Annotated in this window: 19 protein-coding genes; 8 read left to right on the top strand and 11 right to left on the bottom strand. The window is 60.9% G+C overall.

The genetic code is table 11. From position 1 onward, the window contains the following. Positions 1–68: 68 nt before the first annotated feature. A complete protein-coding gene (locus J2Y39_RS13180; RefSeq protein WP_095181439.1) occupies positions 69–917 on the top strand; it encodes a cache domain-containing protein in 849 nt (282 codons plus the stop codon). Positions 918–1,040: 123 nt separating this feature from the next. On the opposite strand, the gene J2Y39_RS13175 is transcribed toward J2Y39_RS13180, so the two are convergent. After that, on the bottom strand, positions 1,041–2,558 hold the full coding sequence (locus J2Y39_RS13175; RefSeq protein WP_252876818.1) for an MDR family MFS transporter: 1,518 nt from the start codon (positions 2,556–2,558) through the stop codon (positions 1,041–1,043). 78 nt (positions 2,559–2,636) lie between these two features. Beyond that, on the bottom strand, positions 2,637–3,830 hold the full coding sequence (gene pobA, locus J2Y39_RS13170) for a 4-hydroxybenzoate 3-monooxygenase (protein ID WP_310218090.1): 1,194 nt from the start codon (positions 3,828–3,830) through the stop codon (positions 2,637–2,639). A gap of 175 nt (positions 3,831–4,005) precedes the next feature. Here pobA and J2Y39_RS13165 point away from each other — a divergent pair, with 175 nt between their 5' ends. After that, entirely contained in the window at positions 4,006–4,896 is an 891-nt protein-coding gene (locus tag J2Y39_RS13165; RefSeq protein WP_024014136.1) for a helix-turn-helix domain-containing protein, read from the top strand. A 130-nt stretch (positions 4,897–5,026) separates the two neighbouring features. Here J2Y39_RS13165 and J2Y39_RS13160 read toward each other — a convergent pair whose 3' ends face one another. Further along, positions 5,027–5,203 (bottom strand): hypothetical protein, encoded by a 177-nt coding sequence (locus J2Y39_RS13160; protein WP_016773438.1) that lies wholly within the window; start codon positions 5,201–5,203, stop codon positions 5,027–5,029. Positions 5,204–5,421: 218 nt separating this feature from the next. Then, complete coding sequence (locus tag J2Y39_RS13155) at positions 5,422–6,327, bottom strand: LysR family transcriptional regulator (protein WP_310218087.1); 906 nt, start codon at positions 6,325–6,327, stop codon at positions 5,422–5,424. 113 nt (positions 6,328–6,440) lie between these two features. Between J2Y39_RS13155 and J2Y39_RS13150 the strand changes: the two genes are divergently transcribed. Together J2Y39_RS13150 and J2Y39_RS13145 are read left to right on the top strand one after the other, a co-directional pair. Beyond that, positions 6,441–7,319, top strand: coding sequence for an MBL fold metallo-hydrolase (locus J2Y39_RS13150; protein WP_056789950.1), 879 nt, complete (start codon positions 6,441–6,443; stop codon positions 7,317–7,319). A 45-nt stretch (positions 7,320–7,364) separates the two neighbouring features. Next, a complete protein-coding gene (locus J2Y39_RS13145; RefSeq protein ID WP_310218084.1) occupies positions 7,365–7,979 on the top strand; it encodes an NAD(P)-dependent oxidoreductase in 615 nt (204 codons plus the stop codon). Between the two features lie 322 nt (positions 7,980–8,301). Here J2Y39_RS13145 and J2Y39_RS13140 read toward each other — a convergent pair whose 3' ends face one another. Continuing rightward, complete coding sequence (locus J2Y39_RS13140) at positions 8,302–9,183, bottom strand: LysR substrate-binding domain-containing protein (protein ID WP_056789943.1); 882 nt, start codon at positions 9,181–9,183, stop codon at positions 8,302–8,304. 218 nt (positions 9,184–9,401) lie between these two features. Here J2Y39_RS13140 and J2Y39_RS13135 point away from each other — a divergent pair, with 218 nt between their 5' ends. Both J2Y39_RS13135 and J2Y39_RS13130 read left to right on the top strand, forming a co-directional pair. Continuing rightward, positions 9,402–11,039: a 5-guanidino-2-oxopentanoate decarboxylase gene (locus J2Y39_RS13135; protein WP_310218081.1), complete on the top strand. Its 1,638-nt coding sequence runs from the start codon at positions 9,402–9,404 to the stop codon at positions 11,037–11,039. Further along, on the top strand, positions 11,036–12,487 hold the full coding sequence (locus J2Y39_RS13130; protein ID WP_310218080.1) for an aldehyde dehydrogenase family protein: 1,452 nt from the start codon (positions 11,036–11,038) through the stop codon (positions 12,485–12,487). Before J2Y39_RS13135 ends, J2Y39_RS13130 begins: the two co-directional genes overlap by 4 nt. A 431-nt stretch (positions 12,488–12,918) precedes the next feature. On the opposite strand, the gene J2Y39_RS13125 is transcribed toward J2Y39_RS13130, so the two are convergent. After that, positions 12,919–13,848 carry an AraC family transcriptional regulator gene (locus J2Y39_RS13125; RefSeq protein ID WP_016773445.1) on the bottom strand — a complete coding sequence of 310 codons (930 nt, stop codon included), beginning with the start codon at positions 13,846–13,848 and terminating at the stop codon, positions 12,919–12,921. A gap of 396 nt (positions 13,849–14,244) precedes the next feature. On the opposite strand from J2Y39_RS13125, the gene J2Y39_RS13120 reads away from it, so the two are divergent. Then, positions 14,245–14,598 (top strand): putative quinol monooxygenase, encoded by a 354-nt coding sequence (locus J2Y39_RS13120; RefSeq protein ID WP_056789930.1) that lies wholly within the window; start codon positions 14,245–14,247, stop codon positions 14,596–14,598. Positions 14,599–14,641: 43 nt separating this feature from the next. Further along, positions 14,642–14,884 (top strand): hypothetical protein, encoded by a 243-nt coding sequence (locus tag J2Y39_RS13115; protein WP_041479831.1) that lies wholly within the window; start codon positions 14,642–14,644, stop codon positions 14,882–14,884. Here J2Y39_RS13115 and J2Y39_RS13110 read toward each other — a convergent pair whose 3' ends face one another. From J2Y39_RS13110 to J2Y39_RS13090, 5 genes are all read right to left on the bottom strand, one after another. Then, the gene (locus tag J2Y39_RS13110; protein WP_071173402.1) at positions 14,885–15,514 is read right to left on the bottom strand and encodes a flavin reductase family protein; all 630 of its coding nucleotides are present in this window, start codon (positions 15,512–15,514) and stop codon (positions 14,885–14,887) included. Positions 15,515–15,649: 135 nt separating this feature from the next. After that, positions 15,650–16,969, bottom strand: coding sequence for an MFS transporter (locus J2Y39_RS13105; RefSeq protein ID WP_024014128.1), 1,320 nt, complete (start codon positions 16,967–16,969; stop codon positions 15,650–15,652). Positions 16,970–17,347: 378 nt separating this feature from the next. Continuing rightward, the gene (locus J2Y39_RS13100; RefSeq protein WP_016773449.1) at positions 17,348–18,676 is read right to left on the bottom strand and encodes a sigma-54 dependent transcriptional regulator; all 1,329 of its coding nucleotides are present in this window, start codon (positions 18,674–18,676) and stop codon (positions 17,348–17,350) included. Continuing rightward, positions 18,676–20,436 (bottom strand): ATP-binding protein, encoded by a 1,761-nt coding sequence (locus J2Y39_RS13095; RefSeq protein ID WP_310218072.1) that lies wholly within the window; start codon positions 20,434–20,436, stop codon positions 18,676–18,678. Before J2Y39_RS13095 ends, J2Y39_RS13100 begins: the two co-directional genes overlap by 1 nt. Positions 20,437–20,520: 84 nt before the next feature. Next, positions 20,521–23,181 (bottom strand): RHS repeat-associated core domain-containing protein, encoded by a 2,661-nt coding sequence (locus J2Y39_RS13090; RefSeq protein ID WP_310218069.1) that lies wholly within the window; start codon positions 23,179–23,181, stop codon positions 20,521–20,523. Positions 23,182–23,228: the final 47 nt, after the last annotated feature.

The raw sequence follows: 23,228 nt of genomic DNA, 5'->3' as shown, positions 1-23,228 counted from the left end.
CTGAATACTCGTACATCAGCCCAAGCCGTCTACGCTCTTGAGACACCAAAAAGAACGAGGGATGCGCTATGGGGTTTTTGCATAAAGTGGCCTGGCTCGGCCTGATTCTGCTGGCCGGTTTCGGCCAGGCCAGCGCCGCCACCGCCGCCAAGGATGACAGTCAGGCGGCCATCGCCCTGCTGGAAAAAGCCTTGGCCTACTACCACGACAATGGCGACAAGGCCTTCGCCGCCTTCAGCCGCCAAGGTGAGTTCGTCGACAAGGATCGCTACGTGTTCGTCCTCGACACCAAAGGCGTCATGCTTGCCAGTGGCGGGCCGTCATCGGCGCTGATCGGCCGTGATGTCAGCGAAGTCCTCGGGCCGGATCTGCAGAAGGCGTTCAAGGATGCGCTGAAAGTGCCGGAAGGCAACGGCATCCAGCAGGCCGAATACCGCTGGCAGAACTGGGCCGACGGCAAGGTCGAGCGCAAGCATGTGTTTTATCAGCGCGTCGGGCAGCGGATTCTCGCGGTGGGTTACTACTTGCCACGGGCGTCGGCTGAGCAGGCCAAGGCCTTGCTGGACAAAGCCGCGACGGATCTGGGCAAGGACGAGAAGGGCACGCTGGTTGCGATCAACTCGCTCAAGGGCGGATACCTGCAGGATGACCTGTATGTCTTCGTGGTCGATCTGAACAACCAGCGTTATGTCGCCCACGGCACCAATCTGCGCTTGATCAACACTGATTTTGGCAAGGTCAAGGACCCGGAAGGCAAGCCAGTGGGCGAGCCGATTCTGGCGCTGATCGGCAAGCAGGATGAAGGCGAATACGAATACCGCTGGAAAAACCCGGTGACCGGCAAGATCGAGGACAAGCATGCGTACCTGAAAAAGGTCGGGCACTTCCTCGTCGCGGTGGGTTATTACAGCCCTTGAGCGAACACCGTTCCCTTGTGGGAGCGAGCCTGCTCGCGAAGCGGTGTGTCATTCAGCTATGTGTCGGCTGACACCGCGCATTCGCGAGCAGGCTCGCTCCCACAGTGGTATTTGTTGCGGCAATTATTTCGCGCCGTGCTCCCGTCCGCGCAGCAGGTTGTTCGGCATGGCAATCGCCGCTGCCAGCCCCAGCAACGACACTGCCGTGCTGACCCAGAGCAAGTGGCGGAAGGTCACCAGCAGCTCCGCGCGCAAAGCGTTCTGCGCTTCACCGGGTGCGGCGTTCAGGCCATCGAGCAGGACGTTGCCCGAATGCCCTTCGCTGATCAGCGAACTGTTCGCCAGGTGGGCGAAACTGGAATCGTGCAGCAACGCCAGCAGCAGCGCCGACATCAACGCCACGCCCACCGCGCCGCCCAGTGAGCGGAACAGGTTGGTGGTGCTGGTGGCGACGCCGATGTCGCGTTGTTCCACCGAGTTTTGCGTGCCGACCAGCGAGGTCGGGAACTGCATGCCGCCGGCGATGCCGCTGAGCAGCATGAACAGACCGCTGAGCAGCGTTGCTTGTGGCGGACTGAAGGCCATGCCGAGAATCGAGATCGGCATGAGGATCGCCCCGGTGAGAATCTGCGGTTTGTAGCGTCCGGTAATCGAGGTGCGGCGGCCGGCGAAATAGGCACCGATCGGCAAGCCCATCGCCAATGGCAGCAAGTGCAGCGCTGCGCTGTCGGCGCCAGCGCCGGTGACGCTTTGGAAACGCAATGGCATCAGCACGATCAGCGAGATGGCCTGGAAACTGGTGAAGAAGATCGTGCACCAGCACAGCAGCGCGCTGCGATTGGTGAACAAGTGCATCGGCAGCAATGGCTCACGTGCACGGCGTTCATGCCAGACGAACAGCGCCAGCACCACCACGGCGCAGGCGAACAGGCCGAGCACTTCGCCGCTGCGCCATGAATGACCCTGGCCGACTTCGGTGATGCCGAGCAGCAACGCCGTGAGACCAATGATCATCAGCACCGTGCCGAGGTAATCGATCACCGGTTTGCGCTGCGGAATCGGCAAGCCGCGCAGGTTGCGCCGTGCCACCCACCACGCGCCAAGCCCCAGCGGCAGGTTGATCAGAAACACCCAGCGCCACGACAGGTATTCGGTCATGTAGCCGCCGAGCACCGGGCCGGCGACGCTGGCCACGGCGTACATGCTGCTGAAGTAACCCTGATAGCGCCCGCGTTCACGTGGCGGGACGATGTCGCCGATGATCGCCTGACTCACCGAGATCATGCCGCCGGCGCCGATGCCCTGAAGGATCCGCGCCAGCACCAGTTGCTCCATGCTCTGCGCCATGCCGCAGAACAGCGAGGCGAGGGTGAACAGGCCCATGCCGAACAACATCAGTTTGCGCCGCCCGTACAGGTCGCCGAGTTTGCCGTAGATCGGCACCGCCACGGTCATCGCCACCATGTAACCGGAAATCACCCAGGCCAGCAGGCTGACGTCCTTGAATTGCGCGGAGATCGCCGGCATCGACACGGCGACGATGGTCTGGTCCAGCGCACCGAGGAAGATCGCCATCATCAAGGCGACCAGCACGCTGCGAATGGCCGGTTTGGGCGTTTCAGGTTGATTGAGAGTGGTCACGGGCGAGCCTGCGGGCATTGATGGACCCGCGCGGCCATCGCGCGCGGGTGGATGCTCGCAGTGTAAGTCGGTAGGAAGCTATTCGATAGCCTCGTACGGAAGCCCGACGTAATTTTCTGCAATGGTTTTTTGCCCGGCTTGCGAGCTGACAAAATAGTCCAGTTCCGAAGCGCAGATGCGCTGGCTGAATTCATCGTGCTCGTCGAAGCGATGCAGCATCGACGTCATCCACCAGGAAAACCGTTCGGCTTTCCACACCCGGCGCAGGCAGATTTCCGAGTATTTTTCCAGCAGATCAGTGCGGCCTTCGCGATAGACCTTCAGCAGAATATTGAACAACGTGCTGACATCGCTGGCCGCCAGGTTCAAGCCCTTGGCGCCAGTCGGCGGTACGATATGTGCGGCGTCGCCGACGAGAAACATGCGCCCGTACTGCATCGGCTCGACGACAAAGCTGCGCAACGGCGCGATGCTTTTTTCGATCGAAGGGCCGGTCACCAGTTTTTCCGCAAGAGCAACCGGCAGGCGTTTCTTCAGTTCATCCCAGAAACGCTGATCGCTCCAGTCATCGACGTTTTCATCCGCCGGGACTTGCAGGTAATAGCGGGTACGGGTGGCCGAACGCATGCTGCACAAAGCGAAGCCGCGCTCATGGCGGGCGTAGACCAATTCGTCGTGGACCGGCGGTGTGTCGGCGAGAATGCCCAGCCAGCCGAACGGGTAGACCCGCTCGAAGATCTTCAGGCAATCGGCCGGAATCGACTGCCGCGCGACGCCGTGGAAACCATCGCAACCGGCGATGTAATCGCAATCGACGCGCCAGCTTTCACCGTCCTTTTCGAAGGTGACGAAAGCTTCGTCGCTTTTCATGCCGTGGGGAACGACATTGCTTGCCTGATAAATTGTCGGCGCCCCCGCATCCCGACGAGCGGCCATCAGGTCGCGGGTGACCTCGGTCTGACCGTAGACCATTACTGTTTTGCCGCCGGTCAGAGCGTGCAGATCGATGTGCACCTGACGCCCTTCCAGCGCCAGATCGAAGCCGCCATGAACCAGACCTTCGGCATCCATTCGCTGACCGACGCCGGCCTCACGCAGCAGCTCTACCATGCCTTGTTCAAGCACACCGGCACGGATGCGCCCAAGAATGTAATCAGGCGTCTGGCGTTCGAGGATCAGGTTTTCGATGCCAGCGTTGTGCAGCAACTGGCCGAGGAGCAGTCCGGAAGGACCGGCGCCGATAATGGCGACTTGGGTTTTCAGGGTTTTCATTGTTTTTATGGCTCGCAAGCTTCACGCAGCAACAGCCGGTGAATGATTTTATGGATCGAGTGCTTGCATTTTTCCCTTGCGGGTCTGTCAATTGAAGGTGAAAACTGAGCCGATACCTGTACATTCTGCCAATCGGTGCGATTATCGCCCAAAAACCAGAGGCCTGGATTGAAGTATGAACAAGCCTGCCCTGCCTTCTATTCCGGTGTTCAAGCTCTACGGTGAAAGCCTGGACTGGCCGACCCCGGACTTGCTGCACTGTGAAACCATTTCCTCGCGCAGTCGCGAACATCAATGGGAAATCAAACCTCACCGCCACGCGGATCTGTGCCAGCTGCTGTTCGTTTTCAAAGGTCAGGCAGAGCTTGAAATCGAAGGCCAGCGCACGCAACTCGAGACGCCAGCGATTCAGGTGCTGCCACCGTTATCGGTGCACGGGTTTCGTTTTTCCGAGGATGTTGAAGGCTTCATCGTCACCTTGGCCACGCCGCTGATCAATCATTTGCAGGCGCAATTGGGTGATTCGGTACACGCCTTGGCTCGGGCGGAAAACTACCCGGCTGGGAAGGATGGCGATTATCTCAACAGCCTGTTTTCAGCCTTGCAGGCCGAGTACAACGGCCATCAACCGGCGCGGGAAATGCTCATGCATTCGCTGGTCAGCGTGATCATGGTCTGGGTCAGCCGCCAGGCGATCGTTCGGCACAAGGCCAGCCAACGGCCGCAACGCCAGCGCGAATACCTCAACGGTTTCATTCAGTTGGTGGAAGAGACTTACCGCCAGCACGTCAAGGTCGAAGACCTCGCCCATCGCCTGGGCATCTCCGTGTCGCATCTCAATGGCACCTGCCGTGAACTGGCCGGGCAACCGGCGTTGCAGATCATGCACGAGCGTCAGTTGCTGGAAGCCAAGCGCCTGCTGACCTACACCAGCATGACGATTTACGAGATGTCGGAGTTGCTGGGGTTTTCCGACCCGACCAACTTCACGCGCCTGTTCCGCCGCCGCGTGGGGATTTCACCAAAGGCATTCCGCGACCGCTTGAAGGCCGAGCAACAATCCTGATGCGCTGATGAGCCCTGTGGGAGCGAGCCTGCTCGCGAATACGCTCTTTCATTCAGCAACTAGGCTGGCTGACACAGCGCATTCGCGAGCAGGCTCGCTCCCACAGCAGTTGCATTCCAGCGCAGGTCTATCAGCGCAATGCGTTCAGCGTGGCATTGTGCGGAATACACCGCTCGTAGTTGCAGCTCGCATACTCGCGCGGCAGCTGGCGCAACTGCTCGACCCGCCAGGCAGCGGTGCCGTACAGCGCCAGCGTGGCGGCGCAGGTGATGAAGATGGCGGCGTATCTTTTTGTTTTGATGTTCATGGTGTTCGACCTCTGAACGTCTACCTTGCGGTATTACTTTGAGCATAGGTCAGCGGCGCGTACTTGCCAGCGAGTGCGCTTGAGGATTTAGCCGGCCATTCAGCGAATTGATGCCTATGTGGGAGCGAGCCTGCTCGCGAAGGCGGTGGTCCAAGCGACATCAATGTTGAATGTACTGGCCTCTTCGCGAGCAGGCTCGCTCCCACAAGGGATCGGGTTTACAGGCCGGCATCCCAGGCCGGGGCCTCGGGAAAACGCTGCACAAGAAAGTCGAGCATGCTGCGCAGTGCCGCCGGCATGTGTTTGCGTGAGGCGTACACCGCGTAGATATTCATCTGGCGCGGTTCTGCGTGTGGCAGCAAACGCAGCAGTTCGCCGCTGTGAATATGCACGCCAGCCTGGTAGGTCGGCAGCATCGCCACGCCCGCGCCGGCCAGGGTTGCGCGCAGGAGGGTGCTGGCCTCGTTGGCGCTGATATTGCCCTGCACCGGCACCGAAACCGGTTCGCCATCCTCCTCGAAATGCCACAGGCTCTTGCCGAAATAGGAATGGGTCAGGCAGTTGTGTCGGCTCAGTTCCTCCACCCGCAACGGCGCCGGATGCTCAAGCAGATACGCCGGTGCTGCGCAGACCACCGAACGGCACACGGTCAAGCGTCTGGCGATCAGATTCGGATCAAGATCATTGCTGGTGCGAATCGCCAGATCGATGCGTTCATCGACCAGATTCACCGTGCGGTCGAGCATTTGCAGATCGATGCTCACGCCGGGGTAAAGCCTGACGTACGCCGCGACCGCATCGGCCAGTTGCGCTTGGCCAAACGAGGTGCTGACGCTGATCCGCAGCAATCCGCGCGGCGCGTCATGGGGTTCGCTGACGGCGGCCTTCATGTCGTGCGACAGGTCGATCATCTGCCGGCAGCGCGGGAGGATTTCACTGCCGGCGGCGGTCAGGCTCAATTTGCGCGTGGTGCGGTGCATCAGTCGCGCACCGACCCAGTCTTCCAGCTCCGCCAGATAGCGCGACACCACCGGCCGCGACAGGTCGAGGTGGTCGGCCGCCGCCGACTGGCTGCCAAGGTCCACTACCGTGACGAATACCCGCATTGCTTGAAGCCGATCCATGATTTGCCCGCTTTCAGAAACAAACTATGTCCAAGCATCGCATTTTTTGTACTGAGTCTGGCAACTAAGCTCTGTTGCATCGCCAGACTGGCATTCGCAATCCGGAGCAACACATGATCGGCTTTACCCCCTTCAAACGCGTTCTGCTCGCCGCAGCATTTTTCGGCTTTGCCGCCCATGCATCCGCCGCCGAGCTGAGCCTCGATGTCTACAACCCGGGCACCCAGGCGATTTTCCCGGTCAGCTCGGTGCTGGTCAGCGGTGAGAAAGAAGCGATTCTGGTCGACGCGCAATTCGGCAAATCCCAGGCTGAGCAGGTCGTGGAAAAGATCCGCGCCAGCGGCAAGCAATTGACCACCATCTACATCAGCCATGGCGACCCGGATTACTACTTTGGCCTCGACACCCTGACCAAGGCATTCCCGCAGGCGAAAGTGCTGGCTTCGCAGCCGACTGTCGATCACATCAAGCACACCGTCGACGGCAAACTGGCCTACTGGGGGCCGAAAATGGGCGCCGACGTGCCGGCGAAAACCATCGTCCCGGACGTGCTCAAGGGCGACAGCCTGACCCTCGAAGGCAAGCAATTGCAGGTGATCGGCCTCGACGGCAAGCAACCGGATCGCAGCTTCGTATGGATCCCGTCGCTCAAAGCAGTGGTCGGTGGCGTAGTGGTCGCCGAGAACATTCATGTGTGGATGGCCGACACCCAGACCGCGCAATCCCACGCCGACTGGCTGCACACCCTGCACACCATCGAAAGCCTGAAACCGCAAACCGTGGTGCCCGGTCATTACCTGGGTGACAGCAGCCGCTCGCTTGCCAGCGTGAAATTCACCGCTGATTACATCAAGGCCTTCGATGCCGAAACCGCCAAGGCCAAAGACTCTGCTGCACTGATCGCTGCGATGAAAAAACGCTACCCGCAACTCGGCGAGGAAAGCTCGCTGGAACTCAGCGCAAAAGTCGCCAAGGGCGAGATGCAGTGGTAAGCCGAACCTGAACACGCAGCATTTTCAAGCCAACTGGAGAATGTCATGAGCAAGATCGCAATCATTGGTGCCACCGGCCGTGCCGGTAGCCAATTGCTGGAAGAAGCCCTGCGTCGCGGCCACAGCGTCACCGCCATTGCCCGCGATACCTCGAAGATCGGCAGCCGTGCCGGTGTCGTCAGCAAGAGCCTCGACGTACTGGATTCGGCAGCGTTGCAAGCGGCGGTGGCCGGTCACGACGCAGTGATCAGCGCAGCGCATTTCGCCTCCGTCCCGGCCTCGGCGATTGTCGGACCGGTGAAGCAGGCGGGCGTGAAGCGCTTGCTGGTGGTCGGCGGCGCCGGTTCGCTGTTGCTGCCGGATGACACGCGGGTGATCGACAGTGCCGGTTTCCCGGCCGAATACAAAGCCGAGGCGAGCGCAGGTGCTGAGTTTCTTGATGCGTTGCGTCAGGAGCAGGAACTGGACTGGACCTTTTTGTCGCCGTCGGCGGAGTTCGTCGAGGGTGAGCGCAGTGGCACATTCCGCGTCGGCAAGGATCATCTATTGGTCAGTGCCGAAGGACGCAGCTGGATCACATTTGCCGATTACGCGATTGCACTGATCGACGAAGTGGAAACGCCGAAGCATTTGCGCCAGCGTTATACCGTCGGGTATTGAGTCAACCCTTTTCCCCTCACCCCAGCCCTCTCCCGGGGGAGAGGGAGCCGACCGAGTTGTCTTGCGTCACACATTGACCTGAACGACCGTGTCGATTATGGATTCGGCGTGGCTGTGTCAGGTCGATGAATTTCTTGAGTATCCCCAATCAGTTCCCTCTCCTTGGGGAGAGGGAGCCGACCGAGTTGTCTTGCGTCACACATTGACCTGAACGACCGTGTCGATTATGGATCGGCGTGGCTGTGTCAGGTCGATGAATTTCTTGAGTATCCCCAATCAGTTCCCTCTCCCTGGGGAGAGGGCTAGGGTGAGGGGAGAGGCCTCAGCGCAAATGAGCCTGCTCAACCAGCCAGAGCATCAGTTCCTCAAGTTGCGGCGAGGGTTCGGCTCCAGCAGGCACCACCACGTAATACGCCAACCCCGTCTTCACCTTCAACGCAAACGGCATCACCAGTCGTCCAGCGTTCAGATCATCACCAATCAGCGACCAGTCCCCGATGGCCACCCCCGTGCCGTGCGAGGCCATCGACATCGCCTGATCCAGCGTTTCGAAATGCTGCCCGCTGCCAAGGTTGCCCAGTCGCAATCCCGCCGCGTCGAGCCACACCGACCAGTCCTGAATGTCGTGGGTCGGGTGCAATAACAAGTGTTCCTGCAGGTCCTTTGGTGAATTCAGCGCCGGCGAGCCTTTGAGCAGTTGCGGCGAGCAGACCGGTGTCAGTTGCTCGTCGAACAGATGCAGTGCGCCTGGCGAATTGTCCGGCGGCGGACCGTAGATCACCGCGGCGTCGAATTGCTCGCGCTGGAAATCCACACCGTGTTGCAGCGAGGCCGTCAATTTCACCGGCACGTCCGGGCGTTCCTTCTGCCATTGCAGCAGACGCGGCAGCAGCCAACGCATCACGCAGCTTGGGGCCTTGAGTTGCAACGTCTGGTGTTTGAGCCCGATCTGCTCGGTCGCTTCACTGATCAGCCCGAAAACCTTCTCCACTTGTGGCAGCCATTCGCGGCCTTCGGCCGTCAGCGCCAGACCTCGGGCCAGACGGATGAACAGCGGATAACCGAGCTGTTCTTCCAGCCCGGCGATCTGCCGGCTCACCGCGCCCTGAGTGATGTGTAACTGCTCGGCGGCGCGAGTGAAATTGCAGCATTGCGCGGTGATCCAGAACGTATGCAGAGCGGGCAGGGGTGGCAGGCGTTTCATGGCGATCCGAGGTATGACGTGGCGACATGGCTAGTATGACTTTTAATCGATTGTTGCTGCCAGTTGCGCACCGTTCCAATGGGCACTCCACGGACCCTGTGGGAGCGAGCCTGCTCGCGAAGACGGTTCAAGGTTCGACACGGATGTTGGCTGGACCGCTTATTCGCGAGCAGGCTCGCTCCCACAGGGAGTGTTCAGTGAATGAAAGGGCAATCAACATGGCAACGTGCGGCGAAGTATTGGTCAGGCTGTTGGAAAATTACGGGGTCGAGCAGGTGTTCGGCATTCCCGGTGTGCATACCGTTGAGCTGTACCGAGGCCTTGCCCGCTCAAGCATCAACCACGTCACGCCTCGTCATGAACAGGGCGCCGGGTTCATGGCTGACGGCTACGCGCGTACCAGCGGCAAACCCGGTGTGTGTTTCATCATCACCGGCCCAGGCATGACCAATATCACCACGGCCATGGGCCAGGCTTACGCCGATTCGATTCCGATGCTGGTGATCTCCAGCGTGCAGTCGCGCAGTCAGTTGGGCGGTGGGCGCGGCAAGTTGCATGAGCTGCCGAACCAGAGCGCACTGGTCGGCGGCGTCGCAGCGTTCTCGCACACGCTGATGTCGGCTGCCGAATTGCCGGTGGTGCTTGCTCGCGCTTTCGCGCTGTTCCAGGCCGGGCGACCGCGTCCGGTGCACATCGAAATTCCGTTGGACGTGCTGGTGGAAGAGGCCGATGAATTGCTCGCCAGCCTGCCGGTGAATATCGATCGCGCCGGCGCCGCACCGGCTGCCGTGCACCGCATGAGCGAAATGCTCGCCAGCGCGCAACGTCCACTGATTCTCGCTGGCGGCGGTGCTATCGACGCGGCGCCGGAGCTGACCCGACTCGCCGAATTGCTCGACGCTCCCGTGGCGCTGACCATCAACGCCAAAGGCATGCTGCCGACCAGCCATCCGTTGTTGATCGGTTCGACGCAAAGCCTGGTCGCCACGCGCGCACTGGTCGCTGAAGCCGACGTGGTGCTGGCGATCGGCACGGAGCTGGCCGAGACCGATTACGACGTGACCTTCGCCGGCGGCTTCGAGATTCCCGGCAAGCTGCTGCGCATCGACATCGATGCCGATCAGACCGTGCGCAACTACCCGCCGCACGTCGCACTGGTCGCTGATTCGCGCAATGCCGCGCAAGCATTGCTCAGCGCCTTGTCGCACCAACCTCTGGCCGAGCGCCGCAATGATTGGGGCCAGGTTCGCGCCGCGCGTCTGCGTGATGAATTGGCGGCGAGCTGGGATGCGCCGACGCTGGCGCAGACGCGTTTCCTCGAAACCGTGCTGCACGAGCTGCCTGACGCGGTGTTCGTCGGCGACTCCACGCAACCGGTGTACACCGGCAACCTCACTTTCAACCCCGAGCGTCCACGTCGCTGGTTCAACGCATCCACCGGTTACGGCACCCTCGGCTATGCGTTGCCGGCGGCGATCGGTGCGTGGCTCGGTGGACAACTCGATAACGGCGCGCGCCCGCCGGTGGTGTGCCTGATCGGTGACGGCGGCTTGCAATTCACCCTGCCGGAACTGGCCAGCGCCGTTGAAGCACGGGTGCCGGTGATCGTGCTGCTGTGGAATAACCAGGGTTACGAGGAGATCAAAAAGTACATGGTCAACCGCGCCATCGAACCGGTTGGCGTGGACATCTACACCCCGGACTTCGTCGCCGTGGCCAAGGGCCTCGGTTGCGCCGCGCAAGCCATCAGCAATATCGACGAATTGCGCGCAGCGCTGCGTAAAGCGACGGACCGGCAAGGCCCGACGCTGATTGAAATCGACCAGAACCAGTGGATGCAGGCGGTGGCCCAATGATCAGCTTTCCAACCACACTCGACGGGCTCTACATCAACGGTCAATGGTCGTCGGGCCGCGAACATCTGCGGGTGATCAACCCCGCTACCGAAGCGCTGCTGACCACCGTCAATGGCGGCGACGAACAGGCCGTCGACCAGGCGATCAGCGCGGCGACCGAGGCGTTCAAACACTGGTCGACAACCACCGGCGCCGAACGCGCTGCGATCCTGCGCAACATTGCCAACGGCGTGCGCAACGGTCGCGATCACTTGATGAACCTGCAGTCGAGTAATAACGGTAAACCGCAGTTCGAAGCGGCCATCGATGTCGATGACGTGATCGCCACTTTTGACTATTACGCCGAACTCGCCGAAGGCCTCGACGCCGGGCAGGACAGCAACGTGCCGCTGCCCAGCGATGACTTCAGCGCACGCCTGCGTCGTGAGCCATGCGGTGTGGTCGGGCTGATCGTGCCGTGGAATTTCCCCATGGTCACCACCGCTTGGAAGCTCGCCCCGGCGCTCGCCGCCGGTTGCTGCGTGGTGCTGAAACCTTCTGAAGTGACGCCGTTGCCGGAGCTGGAACTGGCCGCGATCATCGCTGCATCCGGTTTGCCCGACGGCGTGTTCAATCTGGTCTGCGGCACTGGTCTGGCGGTGGGCGCGCCGTTGTCGGCGGATCCACGCATCGCCAAGATTTCCTTCACTGGCAGCAATGCGGTTGGCGTGCAGGTAATGCAACGCGCTGCTGAAACCGTGAAGGGTGTGAGCCTGGAGCTGGGTGGCAAATCGTCGTTGCTGGTGCTGGCGGATGCTGATCTGCAGCTGGCGGTGGAACTGGCTTGTGGCGGGGCGTTCTTCAACGCCGGGCAGATGTGCTCGGCCACCAGTCGGGTGCTGGTTGCCGAGGAATTGATGGATGAGTTTCTTCAGCGTCTGCAAAAGCGCGCAGAGGCGATTCGAGTGGCCGATCCGTTCGATCCGGACGTGGAGATGGGCGCGCTGGTCAATCAGGCGCAGTACCAGCGGGTGCTTGGGCATATTGATCGCGGTTTGAGCGCCGGGGCGAGGTTGGTGTGCGGCGGTAATCGTCCGGCGCATTTGCCGCGCGGTTATTTCCTGCAACCGACGGTGTTCACCGACGTGCCGCTGGACAGCGCGTTATGGCGTGAAGAGATTTTCGGCCCGGTGGTGTGTGTGCGCGGTTTCGCCAGTGAGAACGAGGCGATTGCGCTGGCCAACGACACGCAGTTCGGCCTGGTCGCGAGCGTAGTGACACGCGATGCCACAGCGGCGGATCGTGTGGCCAATGCCTTGCAGGCAGGGCTGGTGTGGATCAATGCACCGCAGGTGATTTTCCCGCAGACGGCTTGGGGCGGTTACAAGCAGAGCAGTGTCGGCCGCGAACTGGGGCCTTGGGGGTTGGCGGCGTTTTTGGAGATCAAGCACGTCGTGCGAGCGGTGTAGAAGCCTGCCCTCACCCCAGCCCTCTCCCGGGGGGAGAGGGAGCTGACCGAGGTGTCTTGCGTTCTCCGTCGACCTGAAAAACCGAGTCGATTATGGATTTGAAGGTCATCAACCCAACGCCGGGTTGGCCTGGCTTGGCTGATTCCGGATTCAGCACCGATATCGCAAGTCGATGAACCTCTCCAATATCCCACAATCGGTTCCCTCTCCCTCTGGGGAGAGGGAGCTGACCGAGGCGTCTTGCGTTCTCCGTCGACCTGAAAAACCGAGTCGATTATGGATTTGAAGGTCATCAACCCAACGCCGGGTTGGCCTGGCTTGGCTGATTCCGGATTCAGCACCGATATCGCAAGTCGCTGAACCTCTCCAATATCCCCCAATCGGTTCCCTCTCCCTCTGGGAGAGGGCTAGGGTGAGGGGCTTCTATGGAGTTACACCGACAGCCGCAACCGCGCCAGGTCCCGCAACGGTGGCGCACCAAACAGTCGGCTGTACTCACGGCTGAACTGCGACGGACTTTCATAGCCCACCCGATACCCCGCCGCCGACGCTTCCAGCCCTTCGGTCAACATCAGCCGACGCGCCTCTTGCAGGCGCAACTGTTTTTGATACTGCAACGGACTCATCGCAGTCATCGCCTTGAAGCGATGATGCAACGTCGACACGCTGAGGTTCACTTCCCGCGCCAGATCATCGATGCGCAGTGGTTGCTCGAAATTGCCGTTGAGCCATTTGATGGCCTGGCTGATGCGATGGCTCTGACTGTTGGCAATCGCAATCTCATACAGACGATGGCCCTGTGGGCTGCGCAGCAGGCGATAGAGAATCTCCCGGCGAATCAGTGGCGCGAGCATGGCGATGTCTTTCGGCGCGTCGAGCAGCCGCGCCAGCCGCAGCACCGCGTCGAGCATGGCGCTGTCGATTTTTTCCACGTACAGACCGCGTCCGGTCGGCCGCGTCGGTACGCCCATCGGGCCGGCGTCGGCGATCAGCGCGGTGATTTCGGTCGGATCAATGTCGAGGCGCACGGCGAGGATCGGTTCTTCCGGCGAGACATTGACCACGCGCCCGCTGAGCGGCATCGAGACCGACACCACCAGATAATTCAGCGGGTCGTAGTTGAAGAACTCGTCGGCCAGGCGCACCTCTTTGCGCCCCTGCGCCATGATGCACAGCGCCGGCTGCGCGAGCACCGGGGCAAAGTCATGGGACTGGGTGTGGCGCGACATCACCAGCGAACCGATCGCGGTCTGGTAGCTGCCATCGTCGCTGGTGTTGCGGCGGATGATCGCGGCCAGCTCCGCGCGCTGCTTTTCCATGTCGGCGCTGGGTTCGGCTTGAAAACGATCGAATGACGTCATGCACGGCATCCTCGGCAAGTGAGGGGGAATGCAGCAGAGCATATGTTTGTGCAAGCGGCGGCGGTAGACACATTCTGCCAAATGCTTGCCTGATTCTGCCCGCAGGTGCGCACAGGTCTCCCGCCATACGATTCTGTAGGAGCTGCCGAAGGCTGCGATCCGTTGATCTTCAAGGCAAAAGCAAAAGATCGCAGCCTTCGGCAGCTCCTACACAAAACGCGTATGACAGACGTGTTGCGCGGGTTTACAGGTTGTTACAGGTCGTCTGCGCAGTCTCGCAGGATTGTGCAACGCGAAGGCAGGAATCGACTAACGGCGCAGCCGCCCCGGCCCTTAACCTTTGCTTCAGTCGCAGCCCGTCCCCCGGCTGCCACGCGATTTCATGGAGGGTTGATCATGTCCAAGCAAATGCCTGTCAGTCATATGGCCTTCGTTCGTGCCCAGGCCGGGCGCTCGGCGGAACTCGGTGTGCGCCTGAGCGCTTTGATCGAGGTCTCGCGCGCGGCGCCCGGCTGCCTGAGTTTTTCCTTGCAACAATCGCAGTGCGACGCCGACCTGTGGCTGGTCAGCGGCTACTGGAGCAGTCAGCAAATGATGACGGCGTATTTCAACAGTCCGTCGATGGAAGTCTTCGCCGAGCTGGTCCAGGACCTGGTGGTCAACAGCCTCGACTTCCACACCTTCAGGGACGTTTCCGCCGCGCAGGCCCTCGGTCAATGCGCGGCGCCGATACACAAACTCGCCGGTTGAGGGTTTAATGTCCGGCTTATTTGATTGAGCCAGGATCCGCGACATGGCACGTAAAGAGTTTGAACGCTTCGAAGCAGTCTCCGCAGTCGTCCCCGTCGAGCTGGGCGGCAACAAGGGTTATTACGCGGCGATCGCGGTCAAAGCCCTGGTCGATGGCGGCGCCCCACGCTTTCACAAATTGCTCAATGAGCAGGTGTTTCCTGGCGCCATTGCTGCCGATGATGCGGCCATCAACGAACTGGACAAACTCAAGGGCGTCACTGACGACGCCGAGCTGATCTGGTAATTACTTCTGCGCCCCCGGGCGCCACATCTTGAACAGAGCCTCAGGCCCCAGCTGGAAATAATCCGCCGGCCCGCCGCCGCGCAGAATCGGTTGTGCGGCGGCGGTGTCATAGATGCCGTCCTTCAGCAGCCATTTGGCGATGTGCACCGCGACCACCTCGCCGAGGATCAGCCAGCTCGGCACGGTTTCGCCATCGGCGCGTTGCAGCTGGATGATCTGCGTGACCTTGCACTCGAAGGACACTGGACTCTCGGCGACCCGGGGGACCGAAATCACCTTTGACGCCACGGTCGTCAGCCCCGCCAGTTCAAACTCGTTGACCTCAGGCGCGACCATCGCGCAGCTCTGGTTCATCTGCTCGGCCAACGGGCGGGTGGCGAGGTTCCAGACGAACTCACCGGTCTGCTCGATGTTGTTCAGACTGTCTTTGCGCCCGACACTGGAAAAACCAATGATCGGCGGCACGTAGTTGAAGGCGTTGAAGAAACTGTACGGCGCGAGATTGAGTCGGCCTTCGGCATCCTGCGAGGAAATCCAGCCGATGGGGCGCGGGCCGACGATGGCGTTGAACGGATCGTGAGGCAGGCCGTGGCCGTTGGCGGGTTCGTAGAAGTGGATGTCATCGGGCATGGGGAGCGGATTCCTGAGCTGCATTCGGATGCAGCCATAGTGCAAGGACCCAGCGCATATTTCCAGCCAGACGCGAGACCCCGTAGGGTTCGTGGCAGGACACAGATTTTGTGGCCTGCCAGCGATGCGGTGCGATCAGTCAGTGACGATCCGCGAATGCTTCTGGGTATCTTTCATGGTGATGTACACCAGCAGCGACACGGCAATGCACGCGGTGACGTACCAGTAGTAACCGGTTTCCATGCCGATGCTCTTGAACCACAGCGCGATGTATTCGGCGGTGCCGCCGAAGATCGACACGGTCAGTGCGTACGGCAGGCCAACGCCCAGGGCGCGGATTTCGGTCGGGAACAATTCGGCTTTGACCACCGCGTTGATCGAGGTGTAGCCGCTGACGATGATCAGCGCCGCCATGATCAGGAAGAACGCGCCCCACCAGGTCTGGATGGTGTGCAGGGTCATCAGGATCGGCACGGTGAAGATCGTACCGAGCACACCGAAGGCGATCAGGATCGGGCGACGACCGATCTTGTCCGACAGGCCACCGATGATCGGTTGCAGGCACATGAACAGGAACAGCGTGGCGGCGGAAATGGTGGTCGAGTCGGAGATGCTCATGCCGACCGTGTTCACCAGGTATTTCTGCATGTAGGTGGTGTAGGTGTAGAACGCCAGGGTGCCGCCCATGGTCAGGCCGACCACGGTCAACAGCTCTTTCGGGTGGCGCATCAAGGTGCGCATGGCGCTTTCCTTGGATTTCTCTTTTTTGGTGAACGACTCGGTTTCTTCCATGCCGCGACGCAGGTACAGCGCCACGACCGCACACAGCGCACCGATGGCGAACGGGATACGCCAGCCCCACGCGTAGAGCTGTTCGGTGGTCAGCATGTTTTGCAGCACGATCAAGACGCCGAGGGCGATGAGCTGCCCGGAGATCAGGGTCACGTACTGGAAGCTGGAGAAGAAGCCGCGACGTTCCTTGGTCGCCATCTCGGACAGATAAGTCGCCGAGGTGCCGTACTCGCCGCCGACCGACAGGCCTTGCAGCAGGCGGGCGAACACCAGCAGGATCGGCGCGCCGATGCCGATGGTTTCATAATTCGGGCTCAGGGCGATCAGCAGCGAGCCGAAGCACATCAGGTACACCGAGGCCATCAGCGCTTTCTTGCGCCCGACCTTGTCGGCGTACATGCCCATCAGCCAGCCACCGATCGGACGCATCAGGAAACCCACGGCGAAGATCGCTGCGGTGTTCATCAGTTGCGCAGTGGTGGAGCCGGCGGGGAAAAAGGTTTTCGCGAAGTACAGGGAGAAGGCGGCATACACATACCAGTCGTACCACTCGACCATGTTGCCGACAGAGCCGCTGAAGATCGATTTGATCCGGCTGGCGGTGGTTCTCGGTTTGGCCGGCACGGCAGCCGACCCAAGGGGCAGGGCGTTGGAGTTATCCATTGAAGGATCCTTCGTTTAATTGTTTTTGTGGAGCGCGTCGGAACGCAGCCTGCCAGGGCTATAGCAGGAGGTGTGCCAAGGGGTGAGGGGCCGGTTTAGAGGGGGTAGCGGGGAGGAGTGAGCGGATTTGTGCCGACTGATTGGGCTGAGTGAGCGGATTTCCGCTTACCGCGTGAAGATCAAAAGCCCCTCACCCTAGCCCTCTCCCAGAGGGAGAGGGGACTGACCGAGGTGTTCTCGTGGGTTACATCGACCTGCAATATCGAGTCGAATACAGATTCGGGAAAGCATGGAGATCGGCTCCCTCCCCCCTCGCCCCCTTGGGGGAGAGGGCTGGGGTGAGGGGGATGGATTGCAGCTACACCACAAATCTCTGCCTCACTCCGCCAGAAACATCTCCCGACTCAACCCATGCCGCTGCATCTTTTCATTGAACGTGCGGCGCGGCAGTTGCAGTTCTTCGAGCACGGCTTTGACATCACCTTTGTGCCGGGTCAACGCCGCGCGCAGACATTGCGCTTCGAAGGCTTCCTGCTGCGCCGCCAGTGATTGTCCCGGATCGATTCCGGCGACCGGTTCATCCAGCCCCAATACCTGACGTTCCGCGACGTTGGCCAGTTCGCGCACATTGCCCGGCCAGTCATGGCTGAGCAGGTGACTGAGCTGCGCACCGGTCAACGGCGGAAAGGTCCGGCCCAGACGCTGAGCGGCATTCTGCGCGAAGGTCTCGAACAGCAACGGAATGTCTTCGCGGCGATCGCGCAGCGGCGGCAGGCGCAGTTCGGCGACGTTCAGGCGATACGCCAGGTCCTCACGAAAACGTCCGGCGCGGGCTTCGTCGAGCAGGTCCGGTTTGGTCGCCGCGACGATACGCAAATCAACGCGAATGCTCTGGTTCGACCCCAGCCGCTCAAGCTTTTGCTCCTGCAAGACCCGCAGCAACTTCACCTGCTGGGCCAGCGGCATGCTTTCGATCTCATCGAGAAACAGCGTGCCGCCATCGGCATATTCCAGCTTGCCGATGCGTTTGCCCGAGGCGCCGGTAAACGCGCCGCTCTCATGGCCGAACAGCTCGGCCTCGAACAGTTGCTCCGGGATCGCCGCGCAGTTCAGCGCCACGAAAGGTTTGCCGGCGCGCGGGCCGAAATCATGCAGGCAACGCGCGACCAGTTCCTTGCCGCTGCCGGTTTCGCCACGGATCAGCACGTTGACCGGCAACGTCGCCAGATCCAGCACTTGCCGACGCAATGTCTGCAAGCCGCGGGACACGCCAAGCAGCGTCGCATCGAGCTTTGCGCGGTTGTCGGCCAGTTCGTGCAGGGCGCGGTTTTCCAGGACCAGGCGGCGTTTGTCCAGCGCCCGGCGCAGGCTGCCGAGCAGGGTTTCCGGGCTGAACGGTTTTTCCAGAAAGTCGTAGGCGCCATCGCGCATGGCTTCGACCGCCATCGGCACATCGCCATGGCCGGTGAGCAGAATCACCGGCAGATCGCTGTCGCGCTTTTGCACTTCGGCGAGCAATTGCAAACCGTCCATGCCGGGCATGCGCACGTCGCTGAGGATCACCCCGGCAAAATGTTCCGGGAGCGCGGCGAGGCATTCTTCGGCACGGCTGAACAATTGCACCTGAAACCCCGACAGGCTCAGCCACTGTTCAACGGCGTCGCGAATGCTGCTTTCGTCGTCGACCACCATCACCGAATTGAGCATCAGATATGTGCCTCCAGATCGATTGGCAGGGTCAGGCTGAACACCGCGCCGTGGTCGCCATTCTCGACGCTCAGGCGTCCGCCGGATTCATGCACGATGGCGAAGGATACTGCCAGCCCCAGGCCCAGACCGTCACCCACCGGTTTGGTGGTAAAGAACGGATCGAACACCTGGCCGAGATGTTCCTCGGCAATGCCGCCGCCGTTGTCGCTGACGCTCAGCCGCCACAATTGTTCATCAGCCTCCAGACGGATTTCCAGACGCTTGCAGGCTTTGCCGTGCATCGCATCCAGCGCATTGCGCAGCAGGTTGATCAGCACCTGTTCCAGACGAATCGCATCACCGCGTACCCACGCCGGGCGGGTCAGATGCAGCACCAGACTGACCTGTTCGTCACGCAGTCGCGCATCGAGAAGTTGCAGCGATTGATCGACCACCGTCGCCAGATCCAGACGTTCGCGCAAGCCGCTCGGGCTTTTGCGGGCGAAGGTCTTGAGGTGGCCGGTAAGGGCGGCCATGCGCGTGAGCATGTCGTCCACCGGTTTCAGCGCCTTGTAGGCGTCATCGACGCGGCCATGTTCGAGCAGCAGGCGCAGGGTTGCCAGTTGCATGCGCTGGGCGGTCAGCGGTTGATTGATTTCGTGAGCCAGCGCCGCAGACATCTGCCCCAGCGCGGCGAGTTTGGCCGACTGCACCAGACCTTCCTGCGCGGTACGCAAGTCGCGGGTGCGCTCCTCGACCAGGCGCTCGAGTTCTTCACGATTGCGCTGACGGACCTTGGCCAGCCGCCAGCGCTGATTGAGGAACAACAACAGGAACACCAGCGCCAGCCACACGCCAGCGGCGGCCAGCGCGGCGTTGCGCAAATCCTCGAAGGCCACTTGCGGACGGCGCAGCAGGTGCAGGGTCCAGCCTTCGGTCGCCAGCGGCAGTGATTCCCACAGATAGTCCGCCGTGCCTTGTGGACCTTCGACCCGGCGCAGATCGCTGTTGTCATCGAAGCGCCGCAGCGGCAAATGGGTCAGCGGAACCAGCGATTGCTTGTCGTACTGGCGGGTGGTTTTGATCTCGGCCAGATCATCAGCGCTCAATGCTCGCAAGGCGCGATAACGCCAGCCCGGCTGATTGGCGATAAAGATGATCCCGCGTGCATCGCCGACCAGCAGCGTGTCGCTGCCCTGGCTCCATTCGCGCTCCAGTTCGGGAAACTCCAGCTTGACCACCATCGCGCCGAGAAACTCGTCGTTGTCGCCAAGTACGGCGCTGGAAAGGAAATACCCGGGAATGCCGCTGGTCACGCCTACCGCGTAAAAACGCCCGGTGCCTTGGGTGCGGGTCTGGCTGAAATAGGGGCGGAAGCCGTAATTGTGGCCAACGTAACTGCTGGGCAAGCGCCAGTTGCTGGCGGCCACGGCCAGGCCGGTGCGATCGAGCAGTTCAAGGGTCGAGGATTGCGCGGCGCCATTGATCTTTTCCAGCTTCACATTCAATGCCGCTTGCTGCGCAGCATCGACCGGGCCGGCCAGGGCCGAACGCAATTGCGGATCCAGCGCCAGTACGGCGGGCAGGGCGCGATAGCGGTCGATCAGGGTGTGCAAGGAGTTGGCGTACAACCCCAGTTGCTGATTGGCGCGGGCGGCGTCTTCTTCCAGCGCCTGACGTTCCGCGTGGCGCATCGCGAGCGTCGCGGCAATGACCGTGCCGGCGATGATCAGCAGGGAATACAACGACAGACGCAGGGTACGGGAAGTCGGCAGCATGCTGGATGAAAGGTCGGCAGGACGGGCGGGCACGATAGCATGGGCCGAGGTGGCCGGGCGCGCTGTTCGCGCCGGCCGTGTCTGCTAGACAGCTGTCTCCTGTACCTGACGTCGATGCACAAGATTCAACCTCGGCTTCGGCACCGGTCTTGCCTTAGGTTCGGCAGCGAGCGAGCGCTCCAGTTGCTGCAGGCGTTCTGTCACGCCTTGCGCCTCGCTTGGCGCTTCGATAGTCGCCTGGGCGGTTTGCATGACCTTGTCGATGGCTTCGAACGGGTCTACACCATTCCTGGACAGCTTCATGACCTGACGCTGTTTTTCTGCATCCAGTGCGTCCAGTTGGGCGTAGAACATCTTCTGGATGTGCTCGGAGTAGCTGTTGAGGTTATCCGTGAAAGTCTTGATGCTGTCGATAAGCGCAGCACCTCCATCGAGAAGAGCCCTCGCGCCGTCTACGGCTTTTGCAGCGCCGTCGCCCAGCGTTTTCAGCCCGTCCTTGAGCTCTTGGGTGTGCAGTGTCTGCGCTGCTTTCAAACCCTTCTTGAAAAAGTGGTAACGCAATACCGGAAACACTATTGCCCCCGCGATTGCCCCTGCGCCGGAACCGATGGCGTTGCCGATTCCGGGTACCACGGTGCCGATGACACTGCCGATGGCGATGCCTTTGCCGATACCGTAAAAGACCGATTTGATGCCGGCCCGTGAGGTGATGAATTTGCCGAACGTCATGCTTTTGCGCACCTCCTCGATGTTCTGGCCTTCAGGAATCAGGCCATCGAACTCGGTAGTCAGGTTGTGCAATTGCTCCGCCGCAGTTTGCGCTTGATCAAAGATACCCACCGCTTTTCTGATCAGGTCAAACACCACTTTGAAGGCACCGGTCTGGTCGACATGGACGATCGGGGTGTTACCGACAAAACCATACAGATTCAAACCGTCCACATCCCCCGCCGGATCCGCACTGACCCAGCGCTGCAACCACGGCGCGTAATAACGGGCGCCGTAGTAGTACAAACCGCTGACATCCATTTCCTTGCCGGAATAACGGATAAAGCGGTATTCGATTTCCGATTCCGGCGCCATCCATGCGGTTTCGCCGAACGGGTAATAGCCTTCTGCGCTGGTGACCACAGCGTCTTCATTGAGCTCCATCACGCAAGAGCCTAGGTGGTCTTCGAGGGTGTAGCGCATCTGGTCGTCTATCGGCGCTGAACGTTGCGCCCAATGCAGGCAGCGCGCGTTACCGAGGCTGATGATGTGCAGCTCTTCGCCGTTGTCCTTGCTGCGAATTTCCAGCCCTGGCAGGTAACGCACCTGGTGGAAGTGGCGGACCTTGTCGGTGAACCATTCATGACATTTGAGGACCCGCTGGCCCGCGCTGTACTGGTAATACTCGGCATCGTTATCGCTGTCCTGACGGATAACCAGATCCACGCGCTCCAGCTCGTCACGGCTGTTCCAGTGCAATGACGGACCGTGGCGCAGCTTGCGTTGATTGCCGTGCGGGTCGAACCAGATGTCGAAGTCCGGCGGCTCGTCATCTGTTAGCCAACGCACCCCGCGATTGCTTTTGTCGTCGATGCGCATCGTGCGGGTGCGACTGTTGCCGTCGCGCTGATGACGCAACTCGGTCAGATTGCCGCCATCGTCGTAGCTATACGTCTGGGTGTAATTGAGGCGGTTTCGCTTGTCGGGCGGTCGCGGCAGGCCGGGAATGTCCGGGGGCAGGGCGTCGTCATGACCGGTCGCACGAATCAGGCGATACAGGGAGTCGTAGTCGAATTCACGGTGGCCGTCGACCCGTTGATTGGCGAACCAGGTTGGCTCGAAGGCGTGGTCTTCGATGCGGATGATATTGCCGACGCGATCGTAGAAATATTGCAGATCCTGCAATCTGGGGTGAGCGGTTTTCTGACTGGTGCGCGTATGCAGGCGTCCATCGGCCGGGTCATACGTCCACTGACTCAGGACACCGTTACCGGCCAGTTGCGAGATGATCTGATTGTTGGCGTTGTACTGCGCATCCAGCAAGACCTGCGTGACTTTCGTCTCGACTTGCAGCTCCATTTGCCTGAGTTGCCCGGCCAGCCCATAGCGCGATGCTCTGCGATGGCCGCCGGCATCGGTTTGCTCCAGCACCGTGCCCAGCGGGCTGAACACCTGATGGCTGGTGAAAGCCTGTGTGTCCTGGAAAGTTCGGGTTTCCTGCATCGGCTGGCCGGCGAGGGAATAGCTGGATATCGCCAGAACACCAGACGCATCGGTTTGCTTGATCAACCGTCCGCGCAGGTTGTGGTTGGTGGTGTCGGCGCCACCGGCGTAGAGGAAGGTTTCGACCTCTTCCTCTTCCTCCTCATCCTTTCTGGTGACCTGGAGTCTGACGACACGCAGCTGGTCGTCAAAGGTCGATCGCCAGACATGGCCGCGCTCGTCCCAACGTTGCCGAGGCTCACCGGCCAGTCCCGGCAGTACCAAACGCCAGCCGGCATCGACGCTGTCGATTTTCAACACGGTGCCGTTGAGCGAGTAGTGAGTAGTGAGGTTGGGTGCAGATAAGCGCGGATCCCGTTTTTCTAGCAGGCGCCCGGCAGGGTTGTGAGTCTGGCAGGTGATCAGGGGCTTGATTTCTCCATGCGTCGTTGCACACAGATAGGCAATATGCCTGACAACCAAAGCCCGAGGATCCTTGACCTGCACGCTTGGCGTATGGATATGCGTTGATCTATTCAAGGGCCAGGTGCTCATGATTTATCCAGGCGCAGAACCACGGCAAAACTGCCTGAAGGTAGGCG

The organism is Pseudomonas sp. 2957, from assembly GCF_031456345.1.
Classification (GTDB): Bacteria; Pseudomonadota; Gammaproteobacteria; order Pseudomonadales; family Pseudomonadaceae; genus Aquipseudomonas; species Aquipseudomonas siliginis.
Note: the sequence above shows the minus strand (reverse complement) of the source record. Positions and strands in the feature narration are given on the sequence as shown.